Annotated in this window: 16 protein-coding genes; 9 read left to right on the forward strand and 7 right to left on the reverse strand. The window is 61.6% G+C overall.

The features are described 5' to 3' along the window. Positions 1 to 15: 15 nt before the first annotated feature. From GLP43_RS04145 to GLP43_RS04155, 3 genes are read right to left on the reverse strand one after another with little or no spacing between them, the layout of a single operon-like run. Positions 16 to 891, reverse strand: coding sequence for an inositol monophosphatase family protein (locus tag GLP43_RS04145; protein WP_237278311.1), 876 nt, complete (start codon positions 889 to 891; stop codon positions 16 to 18). Between the two features lie 33 nt (positions 892 to 924). Continuing rightward, positions 925 to 3,453, reverse strand: a complete 2,529-nt coding sequence (locus GLP43_RS04150; RefSeq protein ID WP_237278312.1) for an ABC transporter permease — start codon at positions 3,451 to 3,453, stop codon at positions 925 to 927. Next, positions 3,450 to 4,133: an ABC transporter ATP-binding protein gene (locus tag GLP43_RS04155; protein ID WP_074635997.1), complete on the reverse strand. Its 684-nt coding sequence runs from the start codon at positions 4,131 to 4,133 to the stop codon at positions 3,450 to 3,452. The genes GLP43_RS04150 and GLP43_RS04155 overlap by 4 nt, the downstream gene beginning before the upstream one ends. A gap of 48 nt (positions 4,134 to 4,181) precedes the next feature. Here GLP43_RS04155 and GLP43_RS04160 point away from each other — a divergent pair, with 48 nt between their 5' ends. Next, on the forward strand, positions 4,182 to 4,832 hold the full coding sequence (locus tag GLP43_RS04160; protein ID WP_237278313.1) for an arylesterase: 651 nt from the start codon (positions 4,182 to 4,184) through the stop codon (positions 4,830 to 4,832). 67 nt (positions 4,833 to 4,899) lie between these two features. Here GLP43_RS04160 and GLP43_RS04165 read toward each other — a convergent pair whose 3' ends face one another. After that, on the reverse strand, positions 4,900 to 5,106 hold the full coding sequence (locus tag GLP43_RS04165) for a cold-shock protein (RefSeq protein ID WP_005851368.1): 207 nt from the start codon (positions 5,104 to 5,106) through the stop codon (positions 4,900 to 4,902). Positions 5,107 to 5,390: 284 nt separating this feature from the next. Between GLP43_RS04165 and GLP43_RS04170 the strand changes: the two genes are divergently transcribed. After that, positions 5,391 to 6,713 carry an NAD(P)-dependent oxidoreductase gene (locus GLP43_RS04170; RefSeq protein WP_237278314.1) on the forward strand — a complete coding sequence of 441 codons (1,323 nt, stop codon included), beginning with the start codon at positions 5,391 to 5,393 and terminating at the stop codon, positions 6,711 to 6,713. 20 nt (positions 6,714 to 6,733) lie between these two features. Beyond that, complete coding sequence (gene preA / locus GLP43_RS04175) at positions 6,734 to 8,038, forward strand: NAD-dependent dihydropyrimidine dehydrogenase subunit PreA (protein WP_237278315.1); 1,305 nt, start codon at positions 6,734 to 6,736, stop codon at positions 8,036 to 8,038. A 15-nt stretch (positions 8,039 to 8,053) separates the two neighbouring features. Here the strand turns inward: preA and GLP43_RS04180 are convergent, their stop codons facing one another. Continuing rightward, positions 8,054 to 8,689 carry a TetR family transcriptional regulator C-terminal domain-containing protein gene (locus tag GLP43_RS04180; protein ID WP_237278316.1) on the reverse strand — a complete coding sequence of 212 codons (636 nt, stop codon included), beginning with the start codon at positions 8,687 to 8,689 and terminating at the stop codon, positions 8,054 to 8,056. Positions 8,690 to 8,858: 169 nt separating this feature from the next. Between GLP43_RS04180 and GLP43_RS04185 the strand changes: the two genes are divergently transcribed. The 6 genes from GLP43_RS04185 to GLP43_RS04210 all read left to right on the forward strand — a co-directional run bounded on the left by GLP43_RS04185 (position 8,859) and on the right by GLP43_RS04210 (position 15,361). Next, positions 8,859 to 10,109, forward strand: coding sequence for a Zn-dependent hydrolase (locus tag GLP43_RS04185; RefSeq protein WP_237278317.1), 1,251 nt, complete (start codon positions 8,859 to 8,861; stop codon positions 10,107 to 10,109). A gap of 93 nt (positions 10,110 to 10,202) precedes the next feature. Next, positions 10,203 to 11,663, forward strand: coding sequence for a dihydropyrimidinase (hydA, locus tag GLP43_RS04190; protein WP_237278318.1), 1,461 nt, complete (start codon positions 10,203 to 10,205; stop codon positions 11,661 to 11,663). 106 nt (positions 11,664 to 11,769) lie between these two features. Beyond that, positions 11,770 to 12,552, forward strand: a complete 783-nt coding sequence (locus tag GLP43_RS04195) for an ABC transporter ATP-binding protein (RefSeq protein ID WP_237278319.1) — start codon at positions 11,770 to 11,772, stop codon at positions 12,550 to 12,552. Between the two features lie 69 nt (positions 12,553 to 12,621). Then, entirely contained in the window at positions 12,622 to 13,488 is an 867-nt protein-coding gene (locus tag GLP43_RS04200) for an ABC transporter permease (protein WP_184583230.1), read from the forward strand. Then, the gene (locus GLP43_RS04205; RefSeq protein ID WP_037943197.1) at positions 13,485 to 14,324 is read left to right on the forward strand and encodes an ABC transporter permease; all 840 of its coding nucleotides are present in this window, start codon (positions 13,485 to 13,487) and stop codon (positions 14,322 to 14,324) included. Before GLP43_RS04200 ends, GLP43_RS04205 begins: the two co-directional genes overlap by 4 nt. Positions 14,325 to 14,371: 47 nt before the next feature. Further along, on the forward strand, positions 14,372 to 15,361 hold the full coding sequence (locus tag GLP43_RS04210; RefSeq protein ID WP_237278320.1) for an ABC transporter substrate-binding protein: 990 nt from the start codon (positions 14,372 to 14,374) through the stop codon (positions 15,359 to 15,361). 102 nt (positions 15,362 to 15,463) lie between these two features. On the opposite strand, the gene GLP43_RS04215 is transcribed toward GLP43_RS04210, so the two are convergent. Both GLP43_RS04215 and GLP43_RS04220 read right to left on the reverse strand, forming a co-directional pair. After that, positions 15,464 to 16,015 (reverse strand): L,D-transpeptidase, encoded by a 552-nt coding sequence (locus GLP43_RS04215; RefSeq protein ID WP_237278321.1) that lies wholly within the window; start codon positions 16,013 to 16,015, stop codon positions 15,464 to 15,466. Between the two features lie 137 nt (positions 16,016 to 16,152). After that, entirely contained in the window at positions 16,153 to 16,359 is a 207-nt protein-coding gene (locus GLP43_RS04220; protein WP_005851393.1) for a cold-shock protein, read from the reverse strand. Positions 16,360 to 16,470 lie beyond the last annotated feature (111 nt).

Raw genomic sequence — 16,470 nt, forward strand, 5'->3', positions numbered from 1 at the left:
TTTTGCATTGGGGGCTCAATCGTCGGCGAGGAAGGCAAAGACCTTGCGCAGGCGGTTCCATGTCGTTTTGTCCGGTGCCACCAGAATATGCCCTGTGCGCAGCGTCGCGTCATAGGGGCCGCCCGACAGCATCTCGACATGGGCACCGGCTTGGGCGCAGATCAACGCGCCGGCTGCGTGGTCCCAAGGGTGCAGCGTCCCGCTGAGCACGAAATCGGCGTGCCCTTGGGCGACAGTACGGTATTCATGCGCCGAGCAACGAAGCGAGTTCACCTTGGCAAAGCTGGGCAGGGTGGCCGCGACTTTGACCCGCAGCTCTTTGCTGAAGTTCCCCAGCGGGACGAAGCCGCTCAGATCCTCGATCTGTTTGCCCATGTTGACCCGCAGCGGGCGCGACTGCCCAAGGGCGCGTTCAAAGCGCGGGGTGCTGGTGTCGTCGCTGATCACCCAGTCGTCATTGACCGGGTCATAGATGACGCCGAAGGCCGGTTTGCCAAAGCGCGTGACCGCCAGGATCATGCCGAAGGTGGACAGCCCGTGGGTGAAGTTCGACGTGCCGTCGATGGGATCAAGGATAAAGGCCAGCGGGGCTTCGGCGATCTTGTCGAGTAATCCGGGGTCTGCCGATACCGCCTCTTCGCCGATGATCAGCGCATCTGGATATGCCGTGGCGAGGGCGCGGGTGATCATTGCTTCGGCCGCCAGATCGGCAGCGGTGACCAGATCATGGGGGCCGGATTTGGTGTCGATGTCAGCGGGGGCGAGGTTGCGGAAACGCGGCAGCACCTCGGCCCGTGCGGCACGGCGGAGGACATTCACCACATGCGTTTGCTGGGCTGCCGTCAGAACGGGTGGCAGGGGGGCGGGCAGTGTCTGGGTGGTCTGCGTCATTGTTGTATCCCTCTTTCGGTCTATCGGTTCCATCTATTCGCGGGCGCGCAGCACTTGTGCGGGTCTGGCGTTCAATGCTTTGATCGCAAAGCCAAGCGAGGCAAGGATCGACGCCAGCGCTCCGCCGGTGATGATCAACAGTGCCGAGGGCCAAACCACGGTAAAGTTGGTGTCCATCACAAAGCGGCTGACGGCCCATCCGCCCAAAATACCTGCCAGCAGCGCGACGGTCCCTGCGAACAGCCCCAACATGGCGGCGCGCATCAGAAAGCTGGTGGCGATGCTGCGGCGCGAGGCCCCCAGGGTTTTCAGCAAGGCGGCTTCATAGCGGCGGGCGTCCGCCCCTGCGGCGGCTGCCCCGATCAATACCAGAAAGCCGGTCAGAAGAGTAGCCGCCGCGCCGTAGGATGTCGCCGCAGCCAACCCGCTAAGCACCGCCGCCACGCGGTCGATCGCATCGCGCACGCGGATCGCGGTGATGTTGGGATAAGCGGTGGCCAGATCGCGCAGGATCGGTGCCTCGGCCTCTGCATCGGCGTAGACGGTCGAGATATAGGTGTGCGGCGCGCCGGTCAGGGCGGCGGGGTTCATGGTCAGGATAAACCCGATCCCCGCGGTCGAGAAGTCGACCTCTTGGAAGCTGGCAATGGTGCCGGTGATGTCGCGCCCCAGCACGTTGATGGTCAGCGTATCGCCAAGCTCTAACCCGATCTCCTCGGCCTCTTCGGCGGCAAAGCTAATGAGCGGCGGGCCGTCATAGTCAGGTGCCCACCATTCGCCCGCGGTGATCACCGTGTCGTCATCGGGGGCCTCGGCATAGGTTAGCCCGCGGTCGCCGCGCACCACCCAGTGATCGCCCGCGACCTCTTTGGCGGGCCTGCCGTTGATCTGGGTCACGACGCCGCGCAGCATCGGCGCGCTGTCGATGCGCCGCACAGCTGGGTCATCGGTTAGCCGTTTGGTATAGCCCTCGATCTGGTCTTTCTGGATGTCGACAAAGAAATACGATGGGGCCACATCGGGCAGGTTGCCCGAGATCGCCTGCCGCAGGTTGCCGTCGATCTGCCCCACGGCGGCCAGCACCGACAGGCCGAGCCCCAGCGAGAGCACCACGGCCCCGGCACCTTCGCCACTGCCGCCAATCGCGGCGAGGGCCCAACGCAGCCGCGGTCGCCCGCGTGCCAGAACCGCAGCGCGCTGTGCGAGGAACCGCACCAGCAGCGCCGCCAGCGTGAGTATCCCGAGCGCGCCTGCGATGCCGCCCAATGTCCAGAGCGTCAGCCACCAGCTGCCGTTGAACCACCCCGCCAGCGCGACCAGCAGCGCCACGGTCATCACGATAATCGCCACATAGCGCGGTGCCGGAAAACGCGCGGCCCCGTCCCATGCATCGCGAAACAGGGTCGCTGCGCGGATATTCTCGCTGCGGGCCAGCGGCCAGAGGGTGAAGGCAAAGGCAGTCAGCAGCCCGTAAATCGCCGCCTCGGCCAGTGGTGCGGGATAGATGGCAAAGGCCGCAGGGATCGGCAGTCGCGCGGAAATAAGCGGCGCGAAGACCAGCGGGGCCACAGCCCCAAGCACCACGCCGATGGCGACGCCCAGAAGCGACAGGGCACCGATCTGCATGAAATATGTCTGGAAGATCGTCGCGCGGTCTGCCCCTAACGCGCGGAGCACGGCGATGACTTCGGTCTTGCCGGTGAGGTAAGATCGCACCGCAGCCGATACGCCCACACCGCCCACAGCCAGACCGGATAGGCCCACAAGGATCAGAAACGCCGTCAACCGTTCGACAAAGCGCGACACCCCCGGTGCCCCGTTGCGCGCATCGGTCCAGCGCATCCCGCTGTTTTCAAACCGCGCACGGGCGGCAGAGCGCAGTTGATCAAGGTCGGTATCGGCAGGCAGCAGCATCCGGTATTTGGAGTTGAATAGCGTCCCTTCCGCCAGCAGGCCGGCACCCTCCAACGCATCGGTTCGCAGCAGGGTACGGGGGCCAAGGGCAAAGCCGCTGGCGGCGCTGTCGGGTTCGCGGACGATCAGGGCGGAGAGGCGGAATTCCTTGACGCCAAGTTTGAAGGTATCGCCGGGGGATAGGCCCAGACGGTCGGACAAGGCGCGCTCCATCACGGCACCCGACAGGCCGTTTTCCAGCCCAAGCGCCTGTTCCAGCGGCATCGCCGGTTCCAGCAGCATCTCGCCCACCAGCGGATAAAGATCATCAACCGCCTTCACCTGCGTCAGCGCACGGTCAGCGGCGGCCCCGTCACCAGCGACAGCCATGGACCGGAACTCGACAACCTCTGAGACGGCGCTGGCTTGGCTCTCGATCCAGTCGCGTTCGTCATTGGTGGCGAAACGATAGGTGAAATCAATCTCTGCCGCGCCACCAAGCAGGGCCGCACCTTCGCGCTGCAAACCGCCCTCGATCGCAGAGCGGACAGAGCCGACGGCAGCGATTGCCGCGACGCCAAGGGCGAGGCAGGCCAGAAACAGACGGAAACCCCGAAGCCCCCCGCGCATCTCGCGGCGGGCAAAGCGGCCGGCCAGACGCAGGCTCATGCGCCCGTCCCGCTGACGATCCGCCCGTCGGTCAGGGTGACGACCCGATCACAGCGCGCGGCCAATTCATCAGCGTGGGTCACCAACACCAAGGTCGCCCCATGCTTTTCGCGCAGATCGAACAACAGCTCCATGATTGCGGCACCATTGGTACTGTCGAGGTTCCCTGTCGGCTCATCCGCCAAAAGGATCGCCGGACGCGGGGCAGAGGCGCGGGCCAGTGCAACCCGCTGCTGTTCGCCACCCGACATCTGCGCGGGATAGTGGTTCAGGCGGTGCCCCAGACCCACCGCGTGCAATTCCGCCTCGGCCCGGTCAAAGGCGTCCGCGACGCCGTTCAGTTCCAGCGGGGTGGCGACGTTTTCCAGCGCGGTCATGGTGGGGATGAGGTGGAAGGACTGAAACACGATGCCCATCCGCCCGCGGCGAAACTTGGCCAGCCCGTCTTCGGACAGCGTGCTCAGGTCTTCGCCCAAGGCGCGCACCGATCCGCCGGTCGCACGCTCCAGCCCGCCCATGACCATCAGCAACGAAGACTTGCCCGACCCCGACGGGCCGGTAAAGGCGACCGTCTCTCCTTGTGCGACGTCCAAGGTGATCCCATGTAGGATATCGACCTTTCCGGCGTTGCCATTCAGTTTCAGGGATGCATCTTGAAGCTGGAACACCGGGTCGGTCATAGGGCTGCCTTTTGAAATACGGTCCCTGTTGGATATGGAGGTTCGACCATGATGCGCAAGGTTACGACGGCACTTGTTCTGGTATTATCAGGCCCCGCACTGGCGGAACCGCTTGTTATTGCGGCATTGGGCGACAGTCTGACGCAGGGTTACGGCCTGCCCGCCGAGGACGGGTTCGTGCCGCAGTTGCAAAACTGGCTGGATCAGAACGGTGCAGATGTGACGGTGATCAACGCAGGCGTGTCGGGTGATACGACCGCTGGCGGCTTGGCGCGGGTCGCCTGGACCATGACGCCCGAGGTCGATGGCATGATCGTGACCCTGGGCGGGAATGACCTGTTGCGCGGGATCGACCCCGCGGTCAGCCGCGCCAATCTGGACGGTATCATGAAGGCCGCCCAAGACGCCGAGGTCGAGGTGCTGCTGGTCGGCATGACCGCGCCGGGCAACTTTGGCCCCGACTATAAAACCGCCTTTGACAGCATCTATCCCGATCTTGCCGCGCAATATGACGCGAGCCTGATGGGCAGCTTCTTCGACGGCCTGTCCGACAATGGCGAGACACCAGATCTGGTGCAGGCACGCGGGTTTTTCCAGGCCGACGGGGTGCATCCGAACGCGCAAGGCGTCACGAGAATCGTCGACGCTTTGGGCCCGAAAGTGCTGACGCTGATCGATCAGATCAACAACAGCAAGTAGTTTTGCACAAAAAACGGGCACCGAAGCGCCCGTCGTCAAAAAATATCATGATCCGGCTTCGGCCCGGTCAGGCCAGTGCAATATTCGCGGCGCTTTCGCGGCCATCACGGCCCGCTTCTACGTCGAATGTCACCTTCTGATTGTCGGCAAGCCCGGTCAGGCCAGCGCGTTCAACCGCCGAGATGTGAACAAAGATATCTTTGCCGCCACCATCCGGCGCGATAAAGCCGTATCCCTTTGTGGTATTGAACCATTTTACGGTGCCAGTCGCCATGCCCCGTTTCTCCTCGTGTTTGTCCTGCCCACATTATGCGGCAGCGTGGCTCGGTCAGAACTTGATCGCACCAGCGCCAAAGGGCTGAGGGGTCGAAAGTCTTTCGCGTCGCACCTCTGACTTTGGCGCCAAAAAGGACAAAATCAAGAGTTTTTGCCCCAAAACGCGCAACCGGCGGGCATTTGCGCATGAAATTTCACAACTTTGAAATAATTTTACCAGTTGATAAAAAAATCATTCCGTGGGAGCGTTTCAGCATAAATAGTGACAGCAGGGATAAAAAAATGTCGCAGAAAATCTTTGAACCGGGGGTGGCTGCCGGACGGCTGGACGCCGACGCCTATGCCGCGCAGTTTTCCGATTTGCACCCGCCACTGGATGTGCACGAGGCGCTTGTCGCGGCGGACCGATGCTACTTCTGTCACGACGCGCCGTGCATCACGGCCTGCCCGACGGATATCGATATTCCGCTGTTCATCCGGCAGATCGCCACGGGCACACCGGATGCCGCCGCCAAAACGATCCTGAGCCAGAATATCATGGGCGGTATGTGCGCCCGCGTTTGTCCGACCGAACAGCTGTGTGAACAGGCCTGTGTGCGCGAAGTGGCCGAGGGCAAGCCGGTCAAAATCGGCGAGCTTCAGCGCTATGCCACCGACCATCTGCAAGCACAGGGCGCACATCCGTTTGAACGCGCGGCCTCGACGGGCAAGCGCGTGGCCGTGGTTGGCGCAGGTCCGGCGGGGCTGTCCTGTGCGCACCGTGCGGCGATGATGGGGCATGATGTCACCGTCTTTGACGCGCGGCCCAAGCCCGGCGGTCTGAATGAATACGGGATCGCCACCTACAAGACGCCCGACGGCTTCGCGCAGGCAGAGGTGGACTGGCTGCTCAAGATCGGCGGCATCACCGTGCAGAACAATGCAGCCCTTGGGGCGGCAATGACGCTGGACAGCTTGCGGGCTGAATACGACGCCGTTTTCCTTGGTATGGGCCTTGGCGGTGTGAACGCCTTGGGGGCCGAGGGCGAGGATAAGACCGGCGTGCTGGATGCCGTCGATTTCATCTCTAACCTGCGTCAAGCGAGCGATGTGGCTGCGGTCCCGATCGGCCGTGACGTGGTGGTGATCGGCGGCGGGATGACCGCGATCGATGCCGCCATTCAGGCGAAACTGCTGGGCGCGCTCAATGTGACGCTGGTATATCGTCGCGGGCGCGACCGGATGAATGCCAGCGTGTTCGAACAGGATCTCGCGGCCTCCAAGGGCGTGCGGATCGTGACCCATGCCACGCCGGTCGCCGTGATCGGCAACGGTGCGGTGCGCGAGATCGAATTCGAATATGTCGACGACCAGATGAACGGCACGGGCCAAACCCTGCGTCTGCCCGCCGATCAGGTGTTCAAGGCCATCGGCCAGACCCTTCAAGGCGACGCGCTGCCCACGCTAGAGGCGCGCAAGATCAAGGTGGATGGCACCGGACGCACCAGCGTCGACGGGGTCTGGGCCGGTGGCGATTGTGCCAGCGGCGGCGATGACCTGACCGTGACCGCTGTCGCCGAAGGGCGCGACGCGGCGATGGACATTCACATGGTATTGATGGGCTAAGCCCCTACAGGAGAACGCAAATGGCTGATCTAAGAAGCGACTTCGTGGGCATCAAAAGCCCCAACCCGTTCTGGCTGGCATCCGCGCCACCCACGGATAAGGAATACAACGTCCGCCGCGCCTACGAGGCAGGCTGGGGCGGTGTCGTGTGGAAGACCCTCGGGATGGAGGGCCCGCCCGTCGTCAACGTCAACGGCCCGCGCTATGGCGCGATCTACGGCGCGGACCGGCGGCTGCTGGGGCTCAATAACATCGAGCTGATCACCGACCGCCCGCTTGAGGTGAACCTGCGCGAGATGAAGGCGGTGAAACGTGATTACCCTGACCGCGCTCTGATCGCGTCGATCATGGTCCCGTGCGAGGAGGAAGCGTGGAAAGCGATCCTGCCGCATGTGGAGGAAACCGGTGCCGACGGGATCGAGCTCAACTTCGGCTGCCCGCACGGCATGGCGGAACGCGGCATGGGATCGGCCGTGGGGCAGGTGCCGGAATACATTGAAATGGTCACCCGCTGGTGCAAGCAATACACGCGCATGCCGGTGATCGTGAAGCTGACGCCGAACATCACGAATGTGCTCTACCCCGCCGAGGCCGCGAAACGTGGCGGCGCCGATGCGGTGAGCCTGATCAACACGATCAACTCCATCACCTCGGTCGATCTGGACCTCTTTTCGCCCGAACCGATGATCGACGGCAAGGGCACGCATGGCGGCTATTGCGGGCCGGCGGTAAAGCCGATTGCGTTGAACATGGTGGCGGAAATCGCGCGCAACCCTGAGACGGCGGATATGCCCATCAGCGGCATCGGCGGCGTGACCACATGGCGCGACGCGGCAGAGTTTCTGGCCCTTGGCGCAGGCAATGTGCAGGTGTGCACGGCGGCGATGACCTATGGCTTCAAGGTTGTGCAAGAGATGATCTCGGGCCTGTCGGAATATATGGACGACAAGGGGATGACCTCGGTCGATCAACTGGTGCGCCGCGCGGTGCCGAATGTGACCGACTGGAACCAGCTGAACCTGAACTATGTCGCCAAGGCCAAGATCGATCAGGATCTGTGTATCTCGTGCGGGCGCTGCTTTGCCGCCTGCGAAGACACGTCGCATCAGGCGATTGCCATGTCCGAAGACCGCACCTTCAGCGTGATCGACGACGAATGTGTCGCCTGTAATCTCTGCGTCAATGTCTGCCCGGTCGAGGATTGTATCTCGATGGTGGAGCTGGCCCCCGGCACCACGGACCCGCGCACGGGCAAGCCCGTCGATCCGAATTACGCCAACTGGACGACGCACCCCAACAACCCCTCCGCCACTGCGGCCGAGTGACCCTTGCCCCCGCCGCTACTTTTGAGGCGCGGCGGGGGTCAACAACGTCGAGAACATCAGTCGCAGATGGTCCGACGCCTGCTGGTGCTGATCGGCATCGCCGTCCAGCAGCAGCGCGACTTGCGGCGCGAAATCGGCATAGTGTTGCGTGGTCGACCAGATCGAGAAAATCAGATGGCGCGGGTCCATCCGCGCGATCTTTCCCGCCGCCATCCAATCGGAAATAACGGCGCATTTCTCGTCGACCAGCGGTTTCAGATCGCTTTGCAAACGCGGCTCCATATGGGGCGCACCGCGTAAAATTTCACCAGCAAACAAGCGGCTTTCACGGGGCAGATCCCGCGCCATATCCAGTTTGCGCTGCACATAATCCAACAGCTCTGTGTGCGGGTCACCATCGGCGTCCAGCTCGACCAGCGGGTCGAGCCATGTCTCCATCAGCTGGCTCAGCAAGGTCGTGTGGATTTCTTCCTTCCCGCTGAAATAATACAATATATTCGGTTTGCTCAGCCCCGCCTCGCTGGCGATCTGATCCAGCGTGGCCCCGCGAAACCCGTAGGTCGAAAACACATCAAGCGCCGCATCCAGGATCACACGGCGGTTGCGCCTTTGGATTCGGCTGGGCTTTTTCTTGGCGGTTGTCTCGGGCATGGCGCGGTCCCTTTCGGTCTAATTGCCTGAAAATGCGGCACCCCACTTCGGACGGGTGGTCCTATGGGAAAGCATTTCTTGACAGACTTAACCCTAGCCGCAATCGTGGATTTACCAAATGGTAAAAATTTACGCCTTGCACAAGGTAGAAAACGCAAAGGAAACCGCTATGGCCGCGCCCGGTGAAAACCTGAAGATCAACCCGGATCGTTTGTGGGACAGTCTGATGGACATGGCCAAGATCGGCCCCGGTGTGGCAGGCGGCAACAATCGCCAGACGCTGACCGACGAAGACGCCGAAGGTCGCGCCCTGTTCCAGAAATGGTGCGAGGAGGCGGGCTGCACCATGGGCCTTGATACGATGGGTAACATGTTCGCGCAGCGCGATGGCACCGACCCCGATGCGCTGCCGGTCTATGTCGGGTCGCATCTGGATACGCAGCCTACGGGCGGGAAATATGACGGCGTATTAGGCGTGCTTGGCGGGTTGGAATTGCTGCGCACGATGAACGATCTGGGGATCAAGACAAAGCACCCCGTGGTCGTGACCAATTGGACCAACGAAGAAGGCACCCGCTATGCCCCCGCCATGCTGTCGTCCGGTGTCTTTGCCGGCATCCACACGCAAGAATGGGCCTATGCCAAGACCGACGCCGAAGGCCTGAGCTTTGGTGATGAGCTCAAGCGGATCGGCTGGCAAGGCGACGAAGAGGTCGGCGCCCGCAAGATGCACGCCTTTTTCGAGCTGCACATTGAACAGGGCCCGATCCTTGAGACCGAAGGTAAGGATATCGGTGTCGTCACCCACGGGCAGGGGCTGTCGTGGACCCAAGTCACCGTCACCGGCAAGGATGCACACACCGGATCAACCCCGATGCCCATGCGCAAGAACGCAGGGCTTGGCATGGCGCGCATTCTTGAAGCGGTGGACCAGATCGCATGGTCCCACGCGCCCCACGCGGTTGGTGCCGCAGGACATTTCGAGGTCTACCCGAATTCGCGCAATGTCATTCCGGGCCAAGTGATCTTTACCGTCGATTTCCGGTCGCCTGATTTGAGCGTGATCGAAGATATGGAAAAGCGTCTGCGCGTCGAAGGCCAGAAGATCGCCGATGACATGGGGCTTGAGGTTGCCTTTGAAAAGGTCGGTGGCTTTGATCCCGTGACCTTTGACGCGGGCTGCGTCTCTGCGATCCGGTCTGCAGCAGAGCGGTTGGGGTATAGTCATATGGATGTCATCTCGGGGGCCGGTCACGATGCCTGCTGGATCAACGGGGTGGCCCCGACCGCGATGGTCATGTGCCCCTGCGTCGATGGGCTAAGCCATAACGAGGCCGAAGAGATCACCAAAGACTGGGCCAAAGCGGGTGCCGATGTTTTGCTGCATGCGGTGCTGGAAACGGCAGAGATTGTGGGCTGAACCGCAAGGGGGGCGCAGCGATTGCGCAGTGGGGGCCAGCCCCCACACCCCCGGGATTTGGGCCAATTGGAAGACAGATAGGGGAGAGGACAGATGAGCAAGGTTATCAAGGGCGGCATGGTCTGCACGGCGGATCGGACCTGGAAAGCGGATGTGCTGATCGAGGGCGAGATCATCAAGCAGATCGGCGAGGATCTGGTGGGCGACGAATATATCGACGCCGAAGGGGCCTATGTCATTCCCGGCGGTATTGATCCGCACACCCACCTCGAGATGCCTTTTATGGGCACCACAGCGGCCGAAACCTTCGAGACGGGGACTTGGGCCGCGGCTGTGGGCGGGACCACGATGATCGTTGATTTCTGTCTGCCCGGTGCGGATGGGTCGATCAAGAACGCGATCAATGAATGGCACCGCAAATCCGCGCCGCAGATCTGTTCGGATGTCGGCTATCACATGGCGATCACCGGTTGGAACGAGAATGTCTTTGACGAGATGAAAGACGCCGTCGACATGGGGGTGAATTCGTTCAAACACTTCATGGCCTATAAAGGGGCCTTGATGGTCGAGGATGACGAGATGTTCGCGTCCTTCCAGCGCTGTGCCGAACTGGGGGCGCTGCCGATGGTCCATGCCGAGAACGGCGATCTGGTCGCGGCCTTGCAGGAAAAGTACTTCAATCAGGGGATCACGGGGCCAGAGGGTCACGCCTATTCCCGCCCGCCCGAGCTGGAAGGCGAGGCCGCCAACCGCGCGATCACCATTGCCGATGCCGCCGGCGTGCCGCTTTATATCGTGCATGTCTCTTGTGAGCAGACCCACGAGGCGATCCGCCGTGCGCGGCAAAAGGGGATGCGGGTCTACGGCGAGCCGCTGATCCAGTTCCTGACCCTGGACGAGAGTGAGTATTTCAACAAAGATTGGGACCACGCCGCACGCCGTGTCATGTCGCCGCCTTTCCGGTCCAAGGACCATCAGGACAGCCTTTGGGCGGGCTTGCAGTCGGGGTCGTTGCAGGTGGTTGCCACGGACCACGCGGCGTTTTCAACCGAACAGAAACGTGCGGGAAAGGATGACTTCCGCATCATCCCCAACGGGTCTAACGGGTTGGAGGAACGTCTGGCGGTGCTCTGGACCGAAGGGGTGGAGACGGGCCGTCTGACGCCGAATGAATTCGTCGCTGCCAGCTCGACCAATGTGGCGAAGATCCTGAATATCTATCCGCGCAAGGGCGCGATTGTCGAAGGGGCCGATGCGGATATCGTGGTGTGGGACCCCAAGATCAGCAAGACGATCTCGACGGCGAACCACCACTCCATTCTGGATTACAACGTCTTTGAAGGCTTCGAGGTCAAGGCACAGGCGCGCTATACCTTAAGCCGTGGCGAGGTCATCTGGGCCTGGGGGCAGAACTCGCAGCCCAACCCCGGACGCGGGCGCTTTGTGCCGCGGCCTGCTTTCCCGTCGGCCAACCTTGCGCTGAGCAAGTGGAAAGAGTTGACTGCGCCGAAACTGATCAAACGCGATCCGCTGAACATCCCTGCGGGGATCTGAACGCGGCACAATCAACGCAGCGCGGCGGTTGCGCCGCGCTGCCCTGAAGAAGAAAGAGGCCAGCATAGATGCGAGCACGTTGTACGGCAGAAGAGGGACGCAGCTTATGAGCAGCGCGCCCGTGATCTCGGCCCAGAACCTATCCCTGACATTTGAAACCAACGATGGCCCTGTGCACGCGCTGAAAGACGTCTCGCTTGATATCGAGAAAGGCGATTTCGTCAGCTTTATCGGGCCGTCGGGCTGCGGCAAGACGACGTTCCTGCGCTGTATGGCGGACCTTGAGCAGCCCACGGGGGGCGAGATCACCGTGAATGGCGTGAGTGCTGCCGAGGCACGACGGGCGCGGGCCTATGGCTATGTGTTTCAGGCGGCGGGGCTGTATCCCTGGCGGACGATCGGCGGCAATATCCGGCTGCCGCTTGAAATCATGGGGTATTCCAAGGCGGATCAGGCAGCGCGGGTTAGCCAAGTGTTGGAGCTGGTCGAGCTGGCAGGGTTCGAGCGCAAGTTCCCTTGGCAGCTGTCGGGCGGGATGCAGCAACGGGCATCTATCGCGCGGGCGCTGGCGTTTGATGCGGATATCTTGCTGATGGATGAACCCTTTGGCGCGCTGGACGAGATCGTGCGCGACCATTTGAATGAACAGCTGTTACGCCTGTGGGCGCGCACACAAAAGACGATTGCCTTTGTCACCCACTCGATCCCGGAGGCGGTGTATCTGAGCACCAAGATCGTGGTGATGAGCCCGCGTCCCGGACGGATTGCAGATGTCATCGACAGCCCTTTGCCGAAAGAGCGCCCCCTGGACATTCGCGAAACGCCCGAGTTTTTGGAGATCGCGCATCGGGTGCGTGATGGATTGCGGGCAGGGCATGCGGATGATTGATCGCGCGCCTGCTGCAGCCCGGCCCTTCGGGGAGGATTTTCGGACCATCTGGAAGCAGGGGGGCGCGCGATGAAGTCGAGCTTCTTGCCTGTCCTGACTGTAGTCGGGGTCTTGTTTGCGCTGTGGTATGCGGCGGCGGTCTGGCTGAATGCGGACTGGACCTATGACAAGGCCACACGGTCGGGAGAGACGGTGACCGCCACGTCACTGGTCGCGGATACCTGGGCGCAGAAAAAGCCCAAACTGCCCGCGCCGCATCAGGTCGCGTCAGAGATCTGGGACACGACGGTGATGAAGAAAGTCACGTCGAAGCGGTCCTTGGTCTATCATTCCTGGATCACGCTCAGCGCGACCCTGCTGGGCTTTGGCATGGGGACTTTGCTGGGGGTGTTGTTGGCGGTGGGGATCGTGTTCAACCGTGTGATGGATATGTCGGTGATGCCTTGGGTGATCGCCAGCCAGACCATTCCCATTCTGGCGATTGCGCCGATGATCATTGTGGTGCTGAACGCCGTGGGCGTGTCGGGGCTGCTGCCGAAAGCGATGATCAGCATGTATCTGTCCTTCTTCCCCGTCGTTGTCGGCATGGTCAAAGGGCTGCGCAGCCCTGACCAGATGCAGCTGGACCAGATGCGCACCTGGCATGCGAGCGCGGGTCAGACCTTCTGGAAACTGCGGTTGCCTGCGTCGATGCCGTATTTCTTTACCTCGCTTAAGATCGCGATGGCGGCGTCGCTGGTGGGGGCCATCATTGGTGAGCTGCCAACGGGTGCCGTTGCGGGTCTGGGGGCGCGGTTGTTGGCTGGCAGTTACTATGGCCAGACGATCCAGATCTGGAGCGCGTTGATCATGGCGGCAGCTCTGGCAGCGTTGCTGGTGGGGATCATTGGCTTGATCCAGCGTGTGACGTTGAAACGGATGGGGATGGCGCGATGATCTGGCTGGTTTTTGCCGCAGTGGCCTGGGCCTTTGGCATGTGGGTCAACATCCGGTTGGCGCGGTTGCGGCCGGCCCGCTGGGTGTCCCTTGCAGCGCCCTTGGTTTTTGGCGCGACGCTGATCGCTGTCTGGGAGGGCATTGTTCGCGGGCTCGAGATTTCGCAGGTCTTGCTGCCTGCACCGTCGCTGATTGCCCTGCGGCTGGTGTCATCGCTTGATATCCTTTGGGTGGATTTCGTGCAGACCGTGCTGAAGGGCGCGTTGTCGGGCTATGTGCTGGGCTGTGGTGCGGCCTTTTTGATCGCCGTTGCGATTGACCGTTTCCCCTTCTTGCAACGGGGGCTTTTGCCGGTAGGGAACTTTGTGGCCGCGTTGCCCGTGATCGGGATGGCCCCGATTCTGGTGATGTGGTTCGGCTTTGACTGGCAGTCCAAGGCCGCCGTGGTCGTGGTGATGGTGTTCTTTCCGATGCTGGTGAACACGGTGCAGGGCTTGCAAGCTACCGACGCCATGCAGCGCGATCTGATGCGGACCTATGCGGCCAGCTATTGGGCGACGCTGTTCAAGCTGCGCTTGCCTGCCGCGATGCCTTTCGTATTCAATGGGCTTAAGATCGGCACGACCCTTGCCCTGATCGGGGCGATTGTTGCTGAATTTTTCGGCTCTCCTGTGCGGGGGATGGGGTTTCGCATCTCTACCTCGGTCGGTCAGCTTGCGCTTGATCTGGTCTGGGCCGAGATTGTTGTCGCGGCGATTGCCGGGTCCGCATTCTACGGCGCGATGTCATTGTTTGAACGGCGGGTGACCTTTTGGCACCCGAGCCAGCGGAACTAACGCGGAACTAACCAAGACGACCAACCAACCAAGAGGGAGATATAAAAATGAAAAAACTATCAACATATGTCGCCGGGGCCGCTGTGGGCCTGATGGGGACCATGGCCCAAGCGGCGGATGATGTGACGCTTCAGCTGAAGTGGGTCACGCAGGCGCAGTTCGCGGGCTATTATGTGGCGCAGGATAAAGGGTTCTATGACGCAGAAGATCTGAACGTCACGATCAAGCCGGGCGGTCCGGATATTGCGCCGACACAGGTGCTGGCCGGTGGTGGTGCCGATGTCGCCGTTGAATGGATGCCTGCCGCTTTGGCCGCGCGCGAGAAGGGCCTGCCGATGGTGAACATCGCGCAGCCGTTCAAATCCTCGGGCATGATGCTGACCTGCCGCAAGGATGCCGGGATCGAGACCACGGATGACTTCAAGGGCAAGACGTTGGGCGTCTGGTTCTTTGGCAATGAATTCCCCTTTCTCAGCTGGATGAGCAAACTTGAGCTGCCCACCGAAGGCGGTGAGGATGGTGTGACCGTGCTGAAACAGGGCTTTAACGTGGATCCGCTGCTGCAAAATCAGGCCGCCTGCGTGTCGACCATGACCTATAATGAATACTGGCAGGTGATCGACGCAGGTCTGACGCCGGATGATCTGAACGTGTTCAAATACGAAGAGCAGGGTGTTGCCACATTGGAAGACGGGCTTTACGCGCTGGAAGAGAACCTTGCCGATTCGGCGTTCGAGGACAAGATGGTGCGCTTTGTGCGGGCCTCTATGAAGGGCTGGAAATACGCCGAGGAAAACCCCGATGAAGCGGCGGAAATCGTGTTGGACAACGATGCCTCCGGTGCGCAAACCGAAGAGCATCAGAAACGCATGATGGGCGAAGTGGCCAAGCTGACCGCAGGCAGCAACGGCGCGCTGGACGAGGCGGATTACGAGCGGACCGTGCAATCGCTGCTGTCCGGTGGGTCGGACCCCGTCATCACGGTAGAGCCGTCGGGCGCATGGACCCATGCAATCACCGACAAAGCCTTGAACTAAGGCGCGCTGAACTAAGGGGACACGTCCCCGACACAGCGCAGAAATGCGAAGGGGCTGGCAGCGATGCCAGCCCCTTTTGCGTGGTGGATAACCTCAGCGGCGCTAAAGCACTGTGACCTTGGTGCCGATGGGCACACGTTGATACAGGTCTTTGACGTGTGCGTTCAGCATGCGGATACACCCGTTCGAGACAGAGCGCCCGATGCTGCTGGGTTGGGTGGTGCCGTGGATGCGGAAGAATGTATCCCGGCCGTTCTGGAACAGATAGAGCGCGCGCGCCCCCAGCGGATTGGACGGGCCACCGGGTTGCGCATCGGTATTGCCGATGAACCGCGCATAGGTCTTGGGCTCCCGTTCGATCATCTCGTCCGTGGGGCGCCAGGTGGGCCATTCCTTTTTGACGTCGATTGTCGCGGTGCCGGTGAATTCCAGACCCGCTTTGCCGACGCCCACGCCGTATCGCATGGCCTGACCGGGGGCGGTCACCAGATACAGGTAATGGCTGCGGGGCAGGATCAGCAATTCGCCTACGGCATATTGCGGTTTGATCGACACCATTTGCGGCGTGGGATCATAGGCGGCACCAGCGGCGAACAGCGCGTGCGGAAAGGCGAGGGCGGCCAAAGAACCTGCGATAAACTGACGGCGGCGCATGGGGGGCTCCTTTAGGATGTGATGGCGGTATTTTGCCCCTTGGGTTGTGTTTGGCAACCCTGAGGACATAAAAAAACCGGCTGTCCCCAAAGGGTCAGCCGGCAAATTCATGGTGCGGGCCTAAGGCCCTGCATGGCTTATGCCAGTGCGATGTTCGACGCGGATTCGCGGCCGTCACGGCCAGCTTCGATGTCGAATGTCACTTTCTGGTTGTCGGCCAGACCGGTCAGGCCTGCGCGCTCAACAGCGGAGATGTGTACGAATACATCTTTGCTGCCGCCATCGGGTGCGATAAAGCCGAAGCCTTTTGTTGTGTTGAACCATTTTACGGTGCCAGTGGCCATATCCGTAGTCTCCTCTAGTATGCCATCCGCGTCGTGCGATGGCTTGGCGTTGTCGGTCTGGATCGAAGTCTGAACGCCGTATGAGGGAGACAGTTGGTCGAAAAAGAATAA

It is taken from the genome of Sulfitobacter sp. M39, from assembly GCF_021735935.1.
Classification (GTDB): Bacteria; Pseudomonadota; Alphaproteobacteria; order Rhodobacterales; family Rhodobacteraceae; genus Sulfitobacter.